This is a genomic window from Desulfurobacterium sp. TC5-1, from assembly GCF_000421485.1.
GTDB lineage: Bacteria > Aquificota > Aquificia > Desulfurobacteriales > Desulfurobacteriaceae > Desulfurobacterium_A.
In genome coordinates, this window is the sequence record NZ_ATXC01000001.1 from 861,855 (window position 1) to 879,554 (window position 17,700).

Sequence of the window (17,700 nt, forward strand, 5' to 3'; positions counted from 1 at the left end):
ATATATGACAAATACAATGTTAATGGAAGCATCTACGCCGTTTTTCTCTTCCTGACTTCAACATTTACTTCTTTCAGAGAAATCAAAACGCCTGCTGACACAATCAGAACAGCGCCCAAAATCTGACGCTCCGTCGGAACTTGAGAGAGGAAAATATAGGCAAGAATAACGGCAAAAACGATATCAAGATACTGCAGGATAGAAGCAAACGAAACCTTAATGTAATTAAGAGAATCATACCAGAGGAACAGGGCAAGTGCCGTGTGAACAACACCTGCAAAAAGAGTAACCAAAAAACCGTTCACGGTAAAATGCCAGTCTGCTAAAAACAGAAAAGGAAGGGTAATAAAAATTGATATAAGTACCTGCCAGGCAGTAACTGTAACTGCTTTATGGTGAATTGTGGAAACCTTTGAGAAAAACCCGAGAAGCCCGTAACTGACAGCGGCAAGCAGTGCAATAAGTGCACCTTTATCTATATTAAATCCGCCGCTGCTGACAGCGACACCGGCAAAGGCTAAAAAGATAGAAAGCACTGTAAAAACATTCATCTTCTCTTTCAAAAAGAGAGCCGCTAAAAGAATGGAAATAACAGGACCTGCATAGTAGATGGTTACAACGGTTGCAACATCTGTAACCTTAACTGCCCAGAAAAAGAAAATCCAGTTAACGCCGAGCATAACACCGCTTAAAAGCAGAGGCCAGAACGGTTTAAGACTGAAAAAACTTTTCAGAGAATCCTTTTTAACTGCAAAGTAAAAGACAAACGGAAAGGCAAAGAGAACTCTAAAAAACACGAAAACCCCGCTCGGCAGTCCTGACCATATACCCATCAGAGGAACGCTACCCCATATAGAAGTAGCACCTAACATTTCAAGCAAACCCTTAACTTTCATTTAATCACCAGTGAGAATTTTCAAATTATTTAAACACTTCTTACAAAACACATCAACCCCTCACACTTATCAGGGCATTTCAATACATAAGCCAAACGGAAGGAAAACCCCTTCCTCCTGATAAGTCGCAATCCCTCTCATTTATCAGGGCATTTCAACAGACAATAAGAGTCAAATCCGACCTCAATTCCCTTTCTAGTCGCAATCCCTCACATTTATCAGGGCATTTCAACTTAATGAAATAACACATTACTTCAATAATGATTTTCAATTGTCGCAATCCCTCTCTTTTATCAGGGCATTTCAACGACGGCGTAGAGATTGGCTATGAAAGTATCATCGAAGATTGGCTTGTCGCAATCCCTCTCTTTTATCAGGGCATTTCAACAAAAAAATAGACAATTTTTCTTTCCAACATCCAGAAGGTCGCAATCCCTCACATTTATCAGGGCATTTCAACAAATCGTATCCCTTATAAAAGAGGCTAAAAAGGAAAAACTCGTCGCAATCCCTCACATTTATCAGGGCATTTCAACCCTCAGGAGGTCCGGCCTCTTGGGGATACTGTGGATAGTCGCAATCCCTCTCATTTATCAGGGCATTTCAACAGGACGATGGAAAGGATTGCGAAAAGGCTTCTTCCTTTGGAGTCGCAATCCCTCTCTTTTATCAGGGCATTTCAACATTAATTTATCTGCAATAAAAGAAGAGACTAAATGGGTTGAGGAGGTCGCAATCCCTCTCTTTTATCAGGGCATTTCAACGGGAAGTATGTTTCTCTCTGTGTGTCAGGACAGGATGTAGTAGTCGCAATCCCTCTCTTTTATCAGGGCATTTCAACAGCACCGAATTTCAACCGTTGACTCTCTATCTCTTCAGAACTTAAGTTCTTTACAATAAACTAATAAGCCTTGCAACGCAACCACTCTGAACATACAATTTTTTTAAGAGGTTTTCGCCTATTCAGATGTAAAAGACCTTACCGGGAATTATTATACTATTTCAGCTCCACAATCGTAACACCGTCACCGCCTTCTTCTATTCTTCCACCGCGGAAAGATTTAACATAAGGTGAATCTTTTAGATATGTCCTGACAAGCCGCTTTAAAATGCCTGTTCCGTGACCGTGAACGATTTTTACCCTGTGAAATCCCGCAAGTCTTGCATCATCAAGGAATTTTTCAACAGCATCAAGTGCCTCATCGCCTCTCATTCCAAGCAGTTTAATTTCAGGGAAAAAGTTTTGAGGCACCTTTGCGTCTATCCTTATTTTTTTCTTTTCGGCAACGGTTTCAATAACAGGCTCAAGCTGATTTAACTTCATATCTATTTTTAAAGCACCTATCGCAACCTTTGCTATACCTCTTTCTGTATCAACAGTTATAACTGTTCCTTTCCTTCCTGTTTTCTTGATCTTTACAATCATGCCGGGCTTTATTTCCGCGGCAGCTCTTTTTATCTCTTTTTCTTCCGCCGCTTCCACTTTCTTTTTAGCTTCCTGTATCAGCGCCCTTACCTTTTTCCTGAGCCTTTCGTCCTGAATTTCAGAAAGAAGCTTTTCACTCTTTTCTCTAAATTCCCTTATGTAAGCCTGAAGGTTCTCAACACCTCTCTCTTTTAAAAGTTCTTTTTCTTTTTCAAGCTTTTCTCTTTCTCTTTCAAGCTCTTCTTTTAATTTTGCAACCTCTTCCCTTTCATTTTGAAGGGCTCTATATTCAGACTCGAGGGCTGCAACAATCTCAGATGCAATCCTATCCTCTGAAGATAGAAGCTTCTGCGCCTTTTCTATAACAGCATCAGGCATTCCGTAACGTTTCGCTATGATAAATGCGTAGCTTCTGCCTATGACACCGTAAGCAAGGCGGTATAGAGGTTTCAAACTCTTTTCATCAAAGAGAACAGATGCAACCTCATAATAGTCGTCCTTATAAGCGTAAAGTTTTATCGGCGTAAAGTGGGTCGTTATGATTGAAACGGCGCCTTTTTCTTTTAAGTATTCAAGTATCGCAACACCAAGGCTTGAACCTTCTACCGGATCTGTTCCGGCACCGAGCTCATCAAGAAGAACGAGGGTATCTTTATCAGCCTCGCTAAGAATCTCAGAAATGTTCTTAACATGGGCACTGAAAGTGCTCAAACTCTGTTCAATGCTCTGTTCGTCGCCTATGTCTGCCCTTACTTTTTTAAAAATACGGATTTTACTGCCTTCCGCAGCAGGTATGAGAAATCCCGATTGAAACATCAAAACGGAAAGCCCCAGAGTCTTGAGTATTACCGTTTTACCGCCGGTATTGGGACCTGTAATGACAAGGCCTTTTTCAACCTTTACATCAACAGGAATAACTTCTTTCTGTGAAAGGACGAGAAGCGGATGTCTTGCATCTTTAAGTTCTATCCTGTCCGAAATCTCAGGAAGCGTGCCTTTCAATCTGCGGCTCATCTCAGCAGTTGCGTACCGTCTATCAAGTTCAACAAGTGTGGAAAAAGCCGCAGAAATGCGGAATCTGTTTTCCCTTATCTTCTTGCTTATGTAGGCAAGAATCCTCTTTATCTCTTTTTCCTCTTCCGCTGCAAGCTCCCTCAACCTGTTGTTATCGTCAACAACAAAGGCAGGTTCAACATAGACAGTCTGTCCCGATATCGAACGGTCGTGAACGATGCCTGAAAACCGCTTTTTGTAACTGTTTTTGGCAAGGACAACGTATCTACCGTTCCTTATCGTTATAATCTGGTCGGGACATATATCTTCGTTCCTTCTAACAAGGGATTCAAGACGTTTCTTTATGCTGTCGGCTATCTGTCTCTTTTTCTCCCTTATCATTCTAAGGTTAGAAGAAGCAGTATCAAGAATCTCACCGCTTTCGTCAATGGAAGTGTCAATAAGTTCTCTCAATTCAAGAAAACTTGAGAGAGAACCGGAAAAAGCTGAAAGCCTCGGAAACCTTTCTCTTATGTCGTTAAGAAACTTCTTTACAATCTTTGACTGGCAGCAGACAGTGTAAACAGACAGGATTTCCGGAATTGAAAATACTGCACCTTCAACCTTTGCCTTTTTTATAACCGATGAAATATCGGGAAAAGCTTCAAGGGGAAAAGACCTTTCTGTTAAAAGCCTTACAAATTCAAATGTAATAAGTGTCTCTTCCGTTATCTCCGAAACATCGGTGGAAGGTGTAATAGAGAGAACAGCCCTTCTGCCCGGTTCACTTCGGGCAAGGGAGGCAGTTTTCTCAAGAAGAGTATCAAAATCAAGGTGGCGCCACACTCCTTTGAACATTATTATGAATACCCCCTCCAATAGACCAAAGGAGTGCCAGCGCCACGATTATAAGCCATGGTAATTAACCTTCTCCTGAGAGAAGTTCTCTTGCAATCCTGTTAACAACAGAACCGTCAGCCTTTCCTTTTACCTTTGGCATTACAACCTTCATAACCTTACCTAAATCCTTCGGTGAAGAAGCTCCCGTTCCAGCTATGGCTTCCTCAACTATCCTGCGAATCTCATCTTCACTCATCTGCTCTGGAAGGTAAGACTCAACAATGGCAAGCTCTGCCTTTTCCTTCTCTACGAGATCCTGCCTGCCACCTTTTTCGTAGAGTTCTATGGACTCACGTCTCTGCTTTGCGTACTTTTGAAGCAGAGAAACAATCTCTTCGTCTGTAAGTTCGCCGCGCTTGTCTATCTCAGCGTTTTTTATAAGAGAGTTTATCATTCTTATGGTGCTGAGTTTAACCTTATCCCTGGCCTTCATGGCCTCTTTCATGTCTTTAATGAGTCTCTCTTTTAATCCCATCAGTAATGCCTCTTAAACAATTACTTTTTCTTCTTCTTACCTCTTGGCGGAAGAAGACCGCGCTTCTTGAGAGCCTTGATAAGACGCTTTCTTGCAGCCATAGCCTTTCTCTTTCTCTTTTCACTTGGCTTCTCGTAGTATTCTCTCCTCTTAATCTCAGTAAGAATACCCTCCTTTTCGCACAGCTTCTTGAATCTCTTTAGCGCCTTCTCGAATGGCTCTCCGTCACGGACGTAAATTGTTGCCATTAAGCATCGCCTCCTTTGGTGGTAATTTTGCTACTGCCATTATATTACCACGATTACCGATTTGCAACTGTTTTCAAAAGCTTCAGAGTGAAGATTAGAAAATTTTCAAAAGGAAAATGGTCACTTGTGCAACTTTCTCTTCCCATTCGAATCTCTAACAGTTACACCTTCAGCGTCAAGGAGTTCAAGGAATGGAATGGCGTGTTTCCTTGAAAGGTTAAAGAGATTTTTAAAATCGCCAACTGTTATTTCACCTTTCTCCTTCAAAAGATTAACTGTCTTCTCTTTAATCTCTTTAAACATCTCCGGTAAAAGCAGAAAATCTCCTGCCGTCCTGTAACCTTCCCTCTTTAAAAATGATAAAAGCATGTAAAACTCATCGGATGGTACGTTTAACTTTTCCTTTAAAGTGCTCAGAGTAGGCACTGACAGGCCGCTCTTTTCAAGTTCTGCATCTATGTCCTCTTTTAGTTTTGAAAATTTTTCATCAAGGTGAGGGCTGAAATCTTCTAACTTTATAACTTTTCCGTTCTCTTCAAGTCCTGCTGAGGAAATAATATTTAAAAAGAGTTCATCTCCCACGTTCAAAAGGCTCTTCAGTGTCTCTCTATTTATTCCGTCTGCAACGGGATACTCTTCGTGATAGTCAGCAACAAGTTCTAAAGCCCTGTTTACCAGCAATTTAAAAGTTTCAACCGTGTAGATAAGCCCATCTGCAACGATAACTTTTCCTTCTTTTTTAAACTTTTCAACAAGTGTTTTCGCTTCATCTAAAGAAAGATTTAACAGCTGAGGTAAAAGCTTAATTTCAAGAGGTTCAAACTCCCCAACAAATTCCATGAACGCCGATTCCTTCCCTTTATAAAGGGCATTCAGCTTCTCTATAAACTTGTCTGCAAACTTTTTACGATAACGTCTCGTTTCAAGAGGATGAAGAATCGTACCGCCACCTATAACCCTGCCCGGTGAAATCGTCCTGACAACAAAGTTATCGCCGTAAACCGGATAAATATCCCTGTCAAAAATCACCTGTGCAAAGCAGGTTTCACCGGGATTTAAAATGTCCCTATCTACAAGGACAATTTCCGCCTCAGCCATAAGGGTAAGGTAGTGGAAGTGAACCTTCTGCCTCTTTTTAACCGCAGGTGCAGATTTTGAAAGTGTAAAAGTTACATCAACAATCCTTGAAGACCTTAAAGTTCCAGGTACCGTTAAGATATCACCTCTGTGAACCTTTTCTTTCGGCACTGTTAAATTTGCAGCTGTCCGCTGCCCTGGAAAAGCTTTATCTACGTCTTTACCTGCCGTCTGAAGATTCTTTATTTTCGTCTCTATTTTAGAAGGCAGAATCTCAACCGTATCGCCCTTTGAAAGTTCACCATCCGAAAGCGTGCCTGTAACGACAGTGCCAAAACCCTTTACAGTAAAAACTCTATCAACAGGCAGGCGGGGAAAGCTTCTTCCTTTCCGTACATCAAGAGATTCAACTAACTTTTTCAGTTCATCCTTTAAAACATCAAAACCTGCACCGGTTTTTGAAGAAACCTTTACAAAAGGTGCCTTTTCAAGGAAAGTCTCTTTCAGAAAATCCCTGACATCTTCTTCAACAAGCTCAAGCCACTCTTCATCAACAGTGTCAACCTTCGTAAGAACGACAATACCCTTTTCTATTCCAAGCATCTGACAGACAGTAAGGTGTTCCTCTGTCTGCGGCATTACTCCCTCATCAGCTGCAATCACAAAAAGAACACCGTCTATGCCGTGAGCACCGGCAACCATGTTTTTTATAAATTTTTCATGCCCGGGAACATCAACAATGCTTATCAGGCAGTCATCAAGGAAGAAATGGGCAAAACCGGGTTCTATGGTCATGCCTCTCTCTTTTTCTTCTTTCAAACGGTCCGTATCAACACCCGTAAGCCTTTTTACCAGAGAGGTTTTGCCGTGGTCTATATGTCCAGCAGTTCCTATTGTTACTACCTTTTTCATTCTTCCTTCACCGGCCTTGATAGCAGATTAAGCATTATTTCGGAAGGATTTTTTCTTTCATACACAACATCATAAACCGCCCGCGTTATAGGCATCTCAACATTCAATTTCTCCGAAAGTTCAACGGCCGCTTTCACCGTATGAACACCTTCAACCACGTACTTTTTATCAACCTCTCCCTCACCTCTTCCAATGGTCAGGCCAAACTGCCTGTTTCTTGAAAGGTTACCCGTGCATGTAAGAATTAAATCTCCCATTCCTGAAAGGCCGTAAAAGGTCTTTTCTTTACCACCAAGCTTTAATCCAAGCTTCTTAATCTCATGAAGTCCCCTTGTTATCAAGGCTGCTCTGGCATTGCTCCCGAGTTCCATACCGTCGGATATACCTGCTGCAATGGCTATGACGTTTTTCATTGCACCGCCTGTTTCAACACCGATAACATCGTCAGAAGCATACAGACGGAAAAGTTTCGTGTTTAAAAGATTAACCATTTCAAAAGTCTTATCTATGTCTTTGCCGGCGAGAACCGCTGCAGTGGGCCTTCCAAGGGCAACTTCCCTTGCAAATGTGGGACCTGAAAGAACAAAGTAGTCACCTCCAACGGCTTCAGCGTAAACCTGAGAAAGCAACTTTAGAGAAGAAATCTCAATCCCTTTACTCGCACATATAACCTTTCTCTTTGAAAGAAACTCTCTGTGCCTCCTCCAGAAATCACCTGTGAACTGTGCAGGAATAACTGAAAAGACAACATCCTTAACCTTCTTAAAGAAAACTTCTATGTCAGAAACCGCCTCTACAGAATCGGGATAAGAAACACCATTAAGATACTTTTTGTTTTCCCTTTCCCTGTTTATAGAGTTAGCAACATCCCCCTCACGGCACCACTGAACTACGTTAAACCCGCTTCTCCCAAAATGTATTGAGAGAGCAGAACCCCAGCTCCCGGAACCAAGAATACCTATAACCATAGCTTACACTCCAGCAAAAACGCCAAAATTGAGATCCTTCATTTTAATTTTAAGCATTCCAATGTCTATGTCAGGCTTATTATACCCGTGATAATCACTGCCACCTGTGGTGTAAAGGCCGAGTTCTTTTGCCATCTCTTTAAAATTAACAACCATAGAGGGGGTGTGTTCTGAATGAATAACCTCAATACCTTCAAGCCCTTCTCTCTTAAGCTGTGAAACGAACTTGTAAAGTCTGGAGCATCCCAACTTCAACGTATAGGGGTGTGCGAGAACGGGAATACCTCCGGCTTCTTTTATCAACCTGAAAATCTCCCGGTAATCAAGCTTCCTTCTTTTCACCTTCAGCCGTCTTAAAAGGGCAAAAGCTTTCTTTCTGGAAGAAACCATCTGTTTTTTAACAAGCATCGTTACTATATTCGGCTTTCCAAAGTTTTTACCGAAAACTTTTTCAAGTTCATCATAAGTTATATTAAATCCTTCTTCGCCAAGACGCTCAATGAGAATCCTGTTTCTCTCTTCTCTTGATTTTGAAAAAAAGTCCACAAGCTCAAGAATTGAAGGCGAATCGGGATTAATAAAGTAGCCGAGAACGTGAAACTCGGCAGATGCAGGAAGCATGGATGTATCGGCTGTTACCTCTATCCCAGGAATCACCTCAACACCATATACTTTTCCGGCATTGACAGCACTTTCAAGACCTGAAACTGTATCGTGATCGGTTATACTTATAAGAGAAAGACCTTTTAGAGACGCAAGTTTAACGACTTCTTCCGGTTTATCTGTTCCGTCAGAACAGGTCGTATGAACATGAAGATCAACCATTATTTCATTGCTGCTATAGCTATCCATTCACCTTCCCTTCTAATCTCATTAATAACAAGGCCGTTAGTTTTAAGCTCTTTAACCATGTCCTCTTCCTGACTTTTCAAAACACCGGAAACAAGGAGATACCTTTCAGTCCTTTTAACCAGGTCGGGAATTAGTGGCTCCAAAAGATGCTTTTCTATGTTTGCAGCAACCATGTCAAAAGTGCCTTCAACAGCATCAACACTTCCAGGAACAAACTCTATACCTGAAATATTGTTTATTGCCATGTTAAGTTCAAGTTCATCTTCAACCTCTTTTTGAATATCACAGGCAACAACCTTTTTCGCACCAAGTTTTTTAGCTAAAATGGAGAGAATACCACTACCACAACCAACATCTAAAAATGAAAAACCCGGAAGCATAAATTCTTCTATAAGTTCCATAATCAACTTTGTAGTTTCGTGAGTACCTGTACCAAAGGTTTGACCCGGATATATGTAAATAGGTATCCTGTCACCTGGATTAAACTCGTCCTTCATCCAGGAAGGAACAACGACAATTTTTTTTCCAATTGGTGTCGGCTTGAAGTGCTTTTTCCAGTTTTCGTTCCAGTTCTGCTCTTCTATTCTAAAAGAACCAAGGAGATAATCCTTAAGCGGTGAGGCCTGGGGATTAAAGTCGGTATCACCGTCAAAATACACACGAATGTAGGATATTCCGTTTTCCTCTTTTAAATCTTCTATCCCCTTGCATCCCGCTTCAAAAAGTATGCAGTCTGCCTTGTCCCTCTCTTCGTTTGGAATGGCAAAGTCAAAAGCCATGTAGTACCTTTCCATCGCTCCCCTCTCAAATCCTATTCTTCTAAGAATACCCTTTTTACTCTGGGGCTAATATCACACATAATTTCGTAAGAAATCGTTCCCGCCTCTTCTGCCATTTTATCAAAGGTAAGCTCCCTGTCAGTAATAACAACCTCATCACCGGGACGGGCATCAACCCCTTCGAGAGAAACAACTGTCATATCCATGCAGATTCTTCCCCTGACCGGGCACTTTTCACCGTTTACCTTTACATACCATTTTCCGGAAAGGCTCCTCATCAACCCATCTGCATATCCAAAGGCAACTACACCAACTTTTTCCTTTGAAGAGGTAACATAAGTTCTACCGTAAGAGATACCCCATCCTTCGGGCAACGTCTTAACCTGTATAAGTCTCGACTTTATCTCCATAACCTGTTCAAGCTTTATCGGAAAGTCAGGACCTGGTTTACTTCCATATAAAGCAAGTCCTATCCTTGAATGTGTAAGCAAAGAATCAAAATGGTACGGTACCGCAGCACTGTTATCAACATGAACAGCAATATCGCTGTTTACCTTCAAAGCTTCCTTCACAAACCTCATAAAAAACGAAAACTGCTGTCTGGTAAAAGTCTCGTCCTCGTCAGAAACGGGGAAATGGCTCATGATACCTTTGAACAGAGGTGAAGAAAAAAACTCCGTTAACTTTTGAAAATCGTCCGGCATAAATCCGAGTCTCCCCATGCCGGTATCTATCTTCACATGAAAAGGAATTCCCATTTCAATAGCAATACCAAGACTTTCAAAATCAAAAACTACAGGTATCAAGTCATACTCTAAAAAATTCCTGGCACTCTCAAAGAGAGGATTACTCATAACAATAATAGGACTTTTTATACCGCCCTCTCTAAGTTCTATCCCTTCAAATACAGTAGCAACGGCAAAAGCAGAAACATCTGTCTTTCTCTCTAAAAAAGAAGCGACTGCAACACTTCCGTGACCATAAGCATTCGCTTTAACAACAGCAATAATCTTCTTATTTCCGGCAAACCTTTTCAAACTTTCATAATTTCTTTTTAATCTATCAAGGTAAACTTCTGCCCATCTCAGCATCTATCTTCTCTCTCAGTTTTCTGGCATTTACGAAAGGATCACCATCAAAAATAGCCCTGACAACGGCAATACCTGCAGGTTTACAGGCAAGAACACTACCGATATTATCCGAATTAATTCCTCCAATTGCAACAACCGGATGAAAAGAGTTTTTAACTGCCTGAGAAAGACCGTCCACTCCAACTACAGGATCAGGTTTCTCTTTTGTATTCGTTGGAAAAACAGGACCAAACCCTATGTAATTAACCTCTTCTTCGTTTGCCCTTTCAACCTGAAACAGATTGTGAGTAGAAAGTCCTATGATGAAATGTTCCCCGACAATCTTTCTGATTATAGAAACCGGCAAATCACTCTGCCCGACGTGAACGCCATCGGCAGAAACGGCAAGGGCTATGTCAAGCCTGTCATTAACAATAAAGGGAACCCCATACCTTTTAGTAACATTCCTTACAATCAACGCTTCACGATACATATTAAGAGAATCTTTTTTCTTCGCCCTGTACTGAATGATGGAAACACCACCCTCTATTGCCGCAGCCACTTTATCGGCTATATTGGTTTCATCCATAAAACGCTCATCGGTAATTGCATAGAGTTTTAAATCCATACCAGTACCCTTTGTGGAAGAGAAAATGTGGAAAAATCAAAGTAATAGTATAATTTAGTATTACCAGACGTTCAATAGTTAAAGGAGTAGAGTATGCTCGGTTTCTTTAAAAGAAAAAGCCTTAGAGATGAGCTTAAAGAGAATCCTAATCAACCGGAAAAATGGCTTAAGTTAGCAGAAAAAGAGAGTGACGGTGAAGCCCTTGCTAACGCGTTGATATACAGCGACGGAAGCCTTATCATTGAAGCTCTTAAGCTTGCAAAAGAGAAAAATCTTATAGAAGAAACTTTAAAGCACCTACCTGAATCTGAAAAAGAGATAAAAGCTTTATTTGCGGGTTTAAACGAAAAGAAAAACAACAACCTTTCAAGGGCCCGTAATTTTTTTGAAACGGCTGCCCAATCAAAAAATGGAAAAGTCCGGTTCCTTGCAAGCTACAACATAGCAGAGATACTGAAACAGGAAGGACTGTACAACGAAGCCCTTAAAAAGGTAGAAGAGATTGAACCAGCTGTTCCTGAAAGCGAAAAGAAAACTTTACAAAAATTAAAGAAAGAACTTGAAGAAAAAACGGGAAAAAGAAAAACGGGATTTTTTAAAAGCTTCAAAGAGGGATTAAAAAAGACACGAGAGGCCCTAAACTTTTCCGTTTTTAAAGGAAGAGAGATAGACGAAGAACTCTTTGAAGAGCTTGAAGAAAGACTCATACTTGCAGACATAGGTGTAAAAACGAGCCTTCAACTTATAGAAGAGCTTAGAAAAGAAACGAAAAAGAGAAAGCTTAAAACATCTGACGAACTTCTTGAAGTCCTTAAAGAGAAACTGAAAAGTCTCCTTTCCCAATACGCAGGAGAACTAAAAATAGAAAATCAACCATCGGTCATTTTAGTTCTTGGCGTTAACGGAGTGGGAAAGACAACAACCATAGGAAAGCTTGCAAAACAGCTTAAAGATAGAGGGAAAAGTGTTCTCCTTGCCGCAGCAGACACGTTTAGAGCAGCTGCAATAGAACAGCTCGAAGTATGGGCTGAAAGGGCAGGTGTAAGAATAGTAAAGGGAAGCGAAGGAGCAGATCCTGCTTCTGTGGTGTTTGACGCTGTTCAGAGCCTTAAAGCTAAAGGAGAAAACATTCTTATTGTTGATACAGCAGGTAGACTTCACAATAAAGACAGATTAATGAAAGAGATTAAAAAGATTAAAAAAGTTATCAGCAGAGAGATACCGGGTGAACCGTCTGAAATTCTTCTTGTTCTTGACGCAAACACGGGACAGAACGCAATATCTCAGGCAAAAGCCTTCAAAGAGATAACAGATGTTACAGGAATTGTGCTTACCAAACTTGACGGCACAGCAAAAGGCGGAATAGTAATTGCCATAGCAAGTGAGCTGAAAATACCGATAAAGTACATCGGAATAGGTGAAAAAATAGAAGATTTAAGACCGTTCAACCCTGAAGAATTCGTTGAAGGACTTTTCAGTTAAAGCCTTTAAAGGGAGAAGGCAATGGAATTTCTCATAACGGGTGCTCTAAACGGAAACGGAGAAAGGTTAAAAGGATTGTTAGAAGTTTCAGGTGCAGACATAAGCATTTCGCTGGGACCTTTAAACCTGAAAGAACCTCTAATTCTTAAAAGAACCTGGTTCTACATTCACGGAAAAGAAAAAGACTATGAGGTTCTTTCAAAGAGTGACGGCGTTGACATAATGTCAAGAATATTCAAGTACAAAGGTATTTTTTTTAGCGGTATCAGCGGCGTTTACCATCCACAAACGTGGAAATTTACCAGAAAAGAGTGGGCCAAAAGGTATGGCGGAAGATTCCCTAAAAAAGATACAGGATACATATTTGCTGAGGACATCGCCGCCCTTTTTGCAACTTTCCAAAAACTAAAACTTGAAAGGGTAAATATCTTTGTCTCCAATCTAAAACCGGGAAACCGCATATTTGAAGAGATTGTAAAAACGATTAAACCAGAATACTGCCTCTTCCCATCACACACCTTTGAAAAGTTCAAGGAAAATGGAACAAAATTTGTGGGACTTGAAGAGGCATCATCCTTTAACGGAAAGTACATAATTCATTTTCAGGAGAAAGAGGAATGAAACACAAAGACTCTTGTGGCGTCGGATTTATAGCCAACATCAACGGTGAGAAAAGTTACAAAATACTGGAAAATGCACTTAAAGCTGTTTCCAACCTGACACACAGAGGGGCTGTTCTCTCTGACGGAAGAACAGGAGACGGTTCAGGCGTTCTATTCCAGCTTCCTGAAGAGTTTTTCAAAAAAGAGGCGAAAAAAAGCGGAAAAGATTTTGAAAACAGCGACATTGCAGTCGGAACGATATTCATAGACAGAAAAAAAGTTGACAGTTCAATAAAAAAAATTGAAACGCTTTTAAGAGAGGCCAAGGTAGAATTTGTACTCCGTGAAGTTCCCGTAAGAGAGGAAGAATGCGGCGAGATAGCAAGAAAATCAATGCCGTTCATCGTTCAAATAATCATTCCGTTTTTAGGTGACATAGGGCTCTACATTTTAAGGAGAAAGCTTGAAAAAGCTCTAAAAGATGTCTCTAACGAAACTTATGTTCTTTCACTTTCAAACAGACTTATAGTTTACAAGGGAATGCTGCTTGCACCAGACCTTGAAAAGTTTTATCCTGACCTTGAAAATGAAGAGTTTAAAACGGCAATTGCTCTTTTCCACCAGCGATACTCAACAAACACAAATCCTGAATGGCGACTGGCACAACCTTTAAGAATGCTCGCACACAACGGTGAAATTAACACAATAACGGCAAACAGAAACTTTATAAAAATCGTTGAACCGATAATAAAAAGTTCTCGTTTTGGAACGCAGATAAAGGAAATACTACCTCTCGTTGACTTCAACGAAAGTGATTCCACATCTCTTGACAGAGTGTTTGAACTTATGGTGCTTGCTGGATACCAACCAGAAGAAGCTATAAGCGTCCTCATACCACCTGCGTATGAGATGCTTGATCTTGACGAAGATGAAAGGGCGTTTTTCCTCTACCACCTCCTTCTCATGAAACCGTGGGACGGACCTGCCGCAGTAGTATTTACAGATGGAAAGATAGTCGGCGGAAAGCTTGACAGAAATGGATTAAGGCCGGCAAGGTATCTAATAACAGAAGATAACCTGATTGTATTCGGTTCTGAAGAAGGAATGATTGAGATTCCCGAAAGCAAAATCATTTCCCACAATAGACTGTCACCTGGAGAAATCCTTGTAGTAAATACAGAATTTGGAACGGTTGAAACAAACGAAGAAGTTCTCAAAAGGATAGCACTTCAACGAAACCTCAAAAAAGAGATAAGAAGAAAACTCTTTAAACTCTCCGACTTTTCAACACCATGCACGTTTGAAAAACCGGAAGAGAAGAAACTAAAAAAAGAACTCCTCAAGTTTGGCTTCTCAAAGGAAGACCTTGAATTTGTCGTGGATGAAATGGCAGAAGAGGCAAAAGAACCCGTTTACTCAATGGGAGACGACACACCGCCTCCTTTCATGTCAGCAAATCCGTGTTCACTCTTTTCCTGCTTCAAGCAGAAGTTTGCCCAGGTTACAAATCCGCCGATAGACCCGATTAGAGAAAGAGTTGTTATGTCTCTAAAAATGAGATTGGGCGGAAAGGTCAACTTCCTTGAAAGAGAGGGAAAACTGCCAAGGAGAGTTGAACTTGAATCACCACTTCTAACACCGTCAGAGTTTAAAAGCCTTAAAAACCTTGAATTCATGAAGACGGCAACATTTAAAATGGAATTTGACAGCGACCTTAAAGAAGGGCTTTATAACCTGTTTGAAACGGTAGCAGATGAAATCAAGAAAGGTGCTGACATAGTAATTCTTTCTGATAAAGACGTTAATAAGCCAATCCCCTCACTACTTGCAGTATCAGGACTGGTTAACTTTCTGAAAAAGCAGGAACTCATGCACAAAGTTTCTATCGTCGTTGAAACGGGAGAGGTAAAAAACACCCACGAAATTGCTGCACTTATAGCTTTCGGTGCAAGTGCAGTTTATCCCTATCTGGTTTACAAATACCTTAAAACAAGAGAGATTGAACTTAACCTGCCATTTGAAACGCTTGTCAAAAACTATAAAACCGCCGTTGAAAAAGGACTTCTAAAGATAATGTCCAAAATGGGTATATCTCTTATATCCTCTTACCACCTTGGACAAAACTTTGACATTATTGGACTGTCCCAAGAAGTTATTGACGAATTCTTCCCGAACATGCTCTCACCTACAGGTGGAATGACATTAAAAGACATTGAAAAAGAGATAAACAGAAGGATAGAAATTGCTGAAAAACTTGATGAAATTCCTGAAAGCGGCGAGCTTTACTACCGCCCGGGAAAGGAAAAGCACGGATTTTCAGTTCAGGTCGTAAGAGCCATCTTAAAATCCTCAAAGACGGGAAAATTTGAAGATTACGAGAAGATTTATGACTACTACAGGGAAAACCCTGTCTATATAAGAGACCTTCTAAAAATAGAATCGGACAAAAAACCCATACCATTAGAAGAGGTAGAACCTGCTGAAGAGATAATGAAACAGCTCATGGTTCCCGGAATGTCTATCGGCGCACTTTCAAAAGAGGCACACGAGGTCATAGCCGAAGCGATGAACAGAATAAATTCAAAAAGCTGCAGCGGCGAAGGCGGTGAGGACCCGGAAAGATACGGAACAATTAAAAATAGTAAAATAAAGCAAGTGGCATCAGGAAGATTTGGTGTTACACCAGCCTATCTGGCATCGGCCGAAGAAATTGAAATAAAAATAGCCCAGGGGGCAAAACCGGGAGAAGGTGGACACCTTCCCGGTAAAAAAGTTACTCCTTACATTGCATCCTTGAGATTCTCTGTTCCCGGCGTTACGCTTATATCACCACCGCCTCACCATGATATCTACTCCATCGAAGACCTTGCACAGCTTATATACGACCTGAAACTTGCAAACCCAAAGGCTAAAATAGCCGTCAAGCTTGTTGCTGAATCTGGCGTTGGCACCGTTGCTGCCGGCGTGGCAAAGGCAAAAGCGGATGTTATTCAGATATCAGGATGTGACGGAGGAACCGGCGCATCACCGATAACCTCTATAAAAGGTGCTGGACTTCCATGGGAAATAGGCCTTCCTGAAACACACAGGACCCTTATGGAAAACGGTCTGAGAGAAAATGTTGTTTTAAGAGTTGACGGTGGAATAAAAACGGGTAGAGATGTGATCATAGCGGCACTGCTCGGTGCTGAAGAGTTTGGTATAGGAACAGCAGCCATGATAGCAGAAGGCTGCGTAATGGATAGAGAGTGTCACACAAACAGATGTCCCGTTGGTATAGCAACACAGGATGAAGCACTGAGAAAAAGGTTCAGAGGAAAGGTAGAAGCTGTCATAAATTACTTCCGCCTCGTCGCCGAAGACGTAAGAAGATTTTTAGCTCAGATGGGATACAGAAGCCTAAAAGAGATAATCGGCAGAAGTAACCTTTTAAAACCTGACAGTGAAAAAATTGAAAAATTTACAAAAGCTTCTGACCTTCACCTTGAATACATTCTCGAACCGGCACTTCCCTTTATCAGAGAATCAATCCCCTATAACCCTGTTCAGTCACCTTTAAACGATAGAATTGTACAGGATGCAGAGCCTTACATAGAACACGGTGAGCCCTTCACAGGCAGATACCTGATCAAAAACACAGATAGAGGCATTGGCATTCCCCTCTCCAATCTTCTTATAAAGAAATTTGGAAAAGAAATTCCTAAAAACATAGTCAGGCTCTATTTTGAAGGAACTGCAGGGCAGAGTTTCGGAGCGTTCTTATCAACAGGCATAACGCTCTTTCTCAAAGGTGTAGCCAACGACTATGCAGGAAAGGGACTTGGAGGAGGCCTCATCGTAATAACATTTCCGGAAAACTTTAAAGGGAATCCTTCAAAAAATGTAATTGCAGGCAACACGTTGCTTTATGGTGCTACGGGTGGAGCGTTGTTTGCCGCCGGCAGAGTAGGTGAACGATTTGCCGTTAGAAACAGCGGTGCAGTTGCCGTCGTTGAAGGAGCAGGGCAACACGCCTGCGAATATATGGTAAGAGGTGTTGTTGCCGTACTTGGCGAAGTTGGAATGAACTTCGGAGCAGGAATGACAGGCGGCGTTGCCTATGTTCTTGATGAAGAGATAGAGAAAAAGATAAATGAAAACTACGTAACGGTAAAAGAATTATCAAGAAAAGATGCAGACTTTCTAAAAGTGCTACTTAATAAACACTACAGATTTACAAAGAGCGAAAGAGCCGCCGAAATCCTTGAAAATAACTTTATGTTTGAACGCATCAGGAAAATTGTTCCCATAGGGGCGAAGGAAGTTGAGCTTGTAACAATAGGAACAACAGGACTGCCGGATTAACAAATTGTTATAATTTCAAATGGCGTATAGTATAATAGCGCAAACTTT

Annotated in this window: 13 protein-coding genes and 1 CRISPR repeat array; of the genes, 3 read left to right on the forward strand and 10 right to left on the reverse strand. The window is 41.1% G+C overall.

All coding sequences use genetic code 11. The features are described from left to right. Positions 1-32: 32 nt before the first annotated feature. The 10 genes from H153_RS0104430 to thiE all read right to left on the reverse strand — a co-directional run bounded on the left by H153_RS0104430 (position 33) and on the right by thiE (position 11,224). Positions 33-896, reverse strand: coding sequence for a DMT family transporter (locus H153_RS0104430; protein WP_022846942.1), 864 nt, complete (start codon positions 894-896; stop codon positions 33-35). Between the two features lie 49 nt (positions 897-945). Further along, a CRISPR array of direct repeats spans positions 946-1,737; the repeat unit is 19 nt; unit sequence TTTATCAGGGCATTTCAAC. Positions 1,738-1,893: 156 nt separating this feature from the next. After that, a complete protein-coding gene (locus H153_RS0104435; RefSeq protein ID WP_022846943.1) occupies positions 1,894-4,173 on the reverse strand; it encodes an endonuclease MutS2 in 2,280 nt (759 codons plus the stop codon). A 64-nt stretch (positions 4,174-4,237) separates the two neighbouring features. After that, on the reverse strand, positions 4,238-4,690 hold the full coding sequence (locus tag H153_RS0104440) for a GatB/YqeY domain-containing protein (RefSeq protein WP_022846944.1): 453 nt from the start codon (positions 4,688-4,690) through the stop codon (positions 4,238-4,240). 20 nt (positions 4,691-4,710) lie between these two features. After that, entirely contained in the window at positions 4,711-4,938 is a 228-nt protein-coding gene (gene rpsU, locus H153_RS0104445) for a 30S ribosomal protein S21 (RefSeq protein WP_022846945.1), read from the reverse strand. Positions 4,939-5,058: 120 nt separating this feature from the next. Beyond that, positions 5,059-6,927, reverse strand: a complete 1,869-nt coding sequence (selB, locus tag H153_RS0104450; protein WP_022846946.1) for a selenocysteine-specific translation elongation factor — start codon at positions 6,925-6,927, stop codon at positions 5,059-5,061. After that, positions 6,924-7,895, reverse strand: a complete 972-nt coding sequence (locus H153_RS0104455) for an NAD(P)H-dependent glycerol-3-phosphate dehydrogenase (protein ID WP_022846947.1) — start codon at positions 7,893-7,895, stop codon at positions 6,924-6,926. Before H153_RS0104455 ends, selB begins: the two co-directional genes overlap by 4 nt. A gap of 3 nt (positions 7,896-7,898) precedes the next feature. Further along, positions 7,899-8,747: a PHP domain-containing protein gene (locus H153_RS0104460; protein ID WP_022846948.1), complete on the reverse strand. Its 849-nt coding sequence runs from the start codon at positions 8,745-8,747 to the stop codon at positions 7,899-7,901. Next, entirely contained in the window at positions 8,720-9,541 is an 822-nt protein-coding gene (locus tag H153_RS0104465; protein WP_022846949.1) for a 50S ribosomal protein L11 methyltransferase, read from the reverse strand. The genes H153_RS0104460 and H153_RS0104465 overlap by 28 nt, the downstream gene beginning before the upstream one ends. 17 nt (positions 9,542-9,558) lie before the next feature. Continuing rightward, on the reverse strand, positions 9,559-10,617 hold the full coding sequence (alr, locus tag H153_RS0104470; RefSeq protein ID WP_022846950.1) for an alanine racemase: 1,059 nt from the start codon (positions 10,615-10,617) through the stop codon (positions 9,559-9,561). After that, positions 10,589-11,224 (reverse strand): thiamine phosphate synthase, encoded by a 636-nt coding sequence (gene thiE / locus H153_RS0104475; RefSeq protein WP_022846951.1) that lies wholly within the window; start codon positions 11,222-11,224, stop codon positions 10,589-10,591. The genes alr and thiE overlap by 29 nt, the downstream gene beginning before the upstream one ends. 93 nt (positions 11,225-11,317) lie before the next feature. Between thiE and ftsY the strand changes: the two genes are divergently transcribed. The 3 genes from ftsY to gltB are packed head-to-tail and all read left to right on the forward strand — an operon-like array spanning position 11,318 to position 17,652. Next, complete coding sequence (ftsY, locus tag H153_RS0104480) at positions 11,318-12,706, forward strand: signal recognition particle-docking protein FtsY (protein WP_022846952.1); 1,389 nt, start codon at positions 11,318-11,320, stop codon at positions 12,704-12,706. 21 nt (positions 12,707-12,727) lie between these two features. Further along, entirely contained in the window at positions 12,728-13,327 is a 600-nt protein-coding gene (locus tag H153_RS0104485; protein WP_022846953.1) for a hypothetical protein, read from the forward strand. Beyond that, positions 13,324-17,652, forward strand: a complete 4,329-nt coding sequence (gltB, locus tag H153_RS0104490) for a glutamate synthase large subunit (RefSeq protein WP_022846954.1) — start codon at positions 13,324-13,326, stop codon at positions 17,650-17,652. The genes H153_RS0104485 and gltB overlap by 4 nt, the downstream gene beginning before the upstream one ends. Positions 17,653-17,700 lie beyond the last annotated feature (48 nt).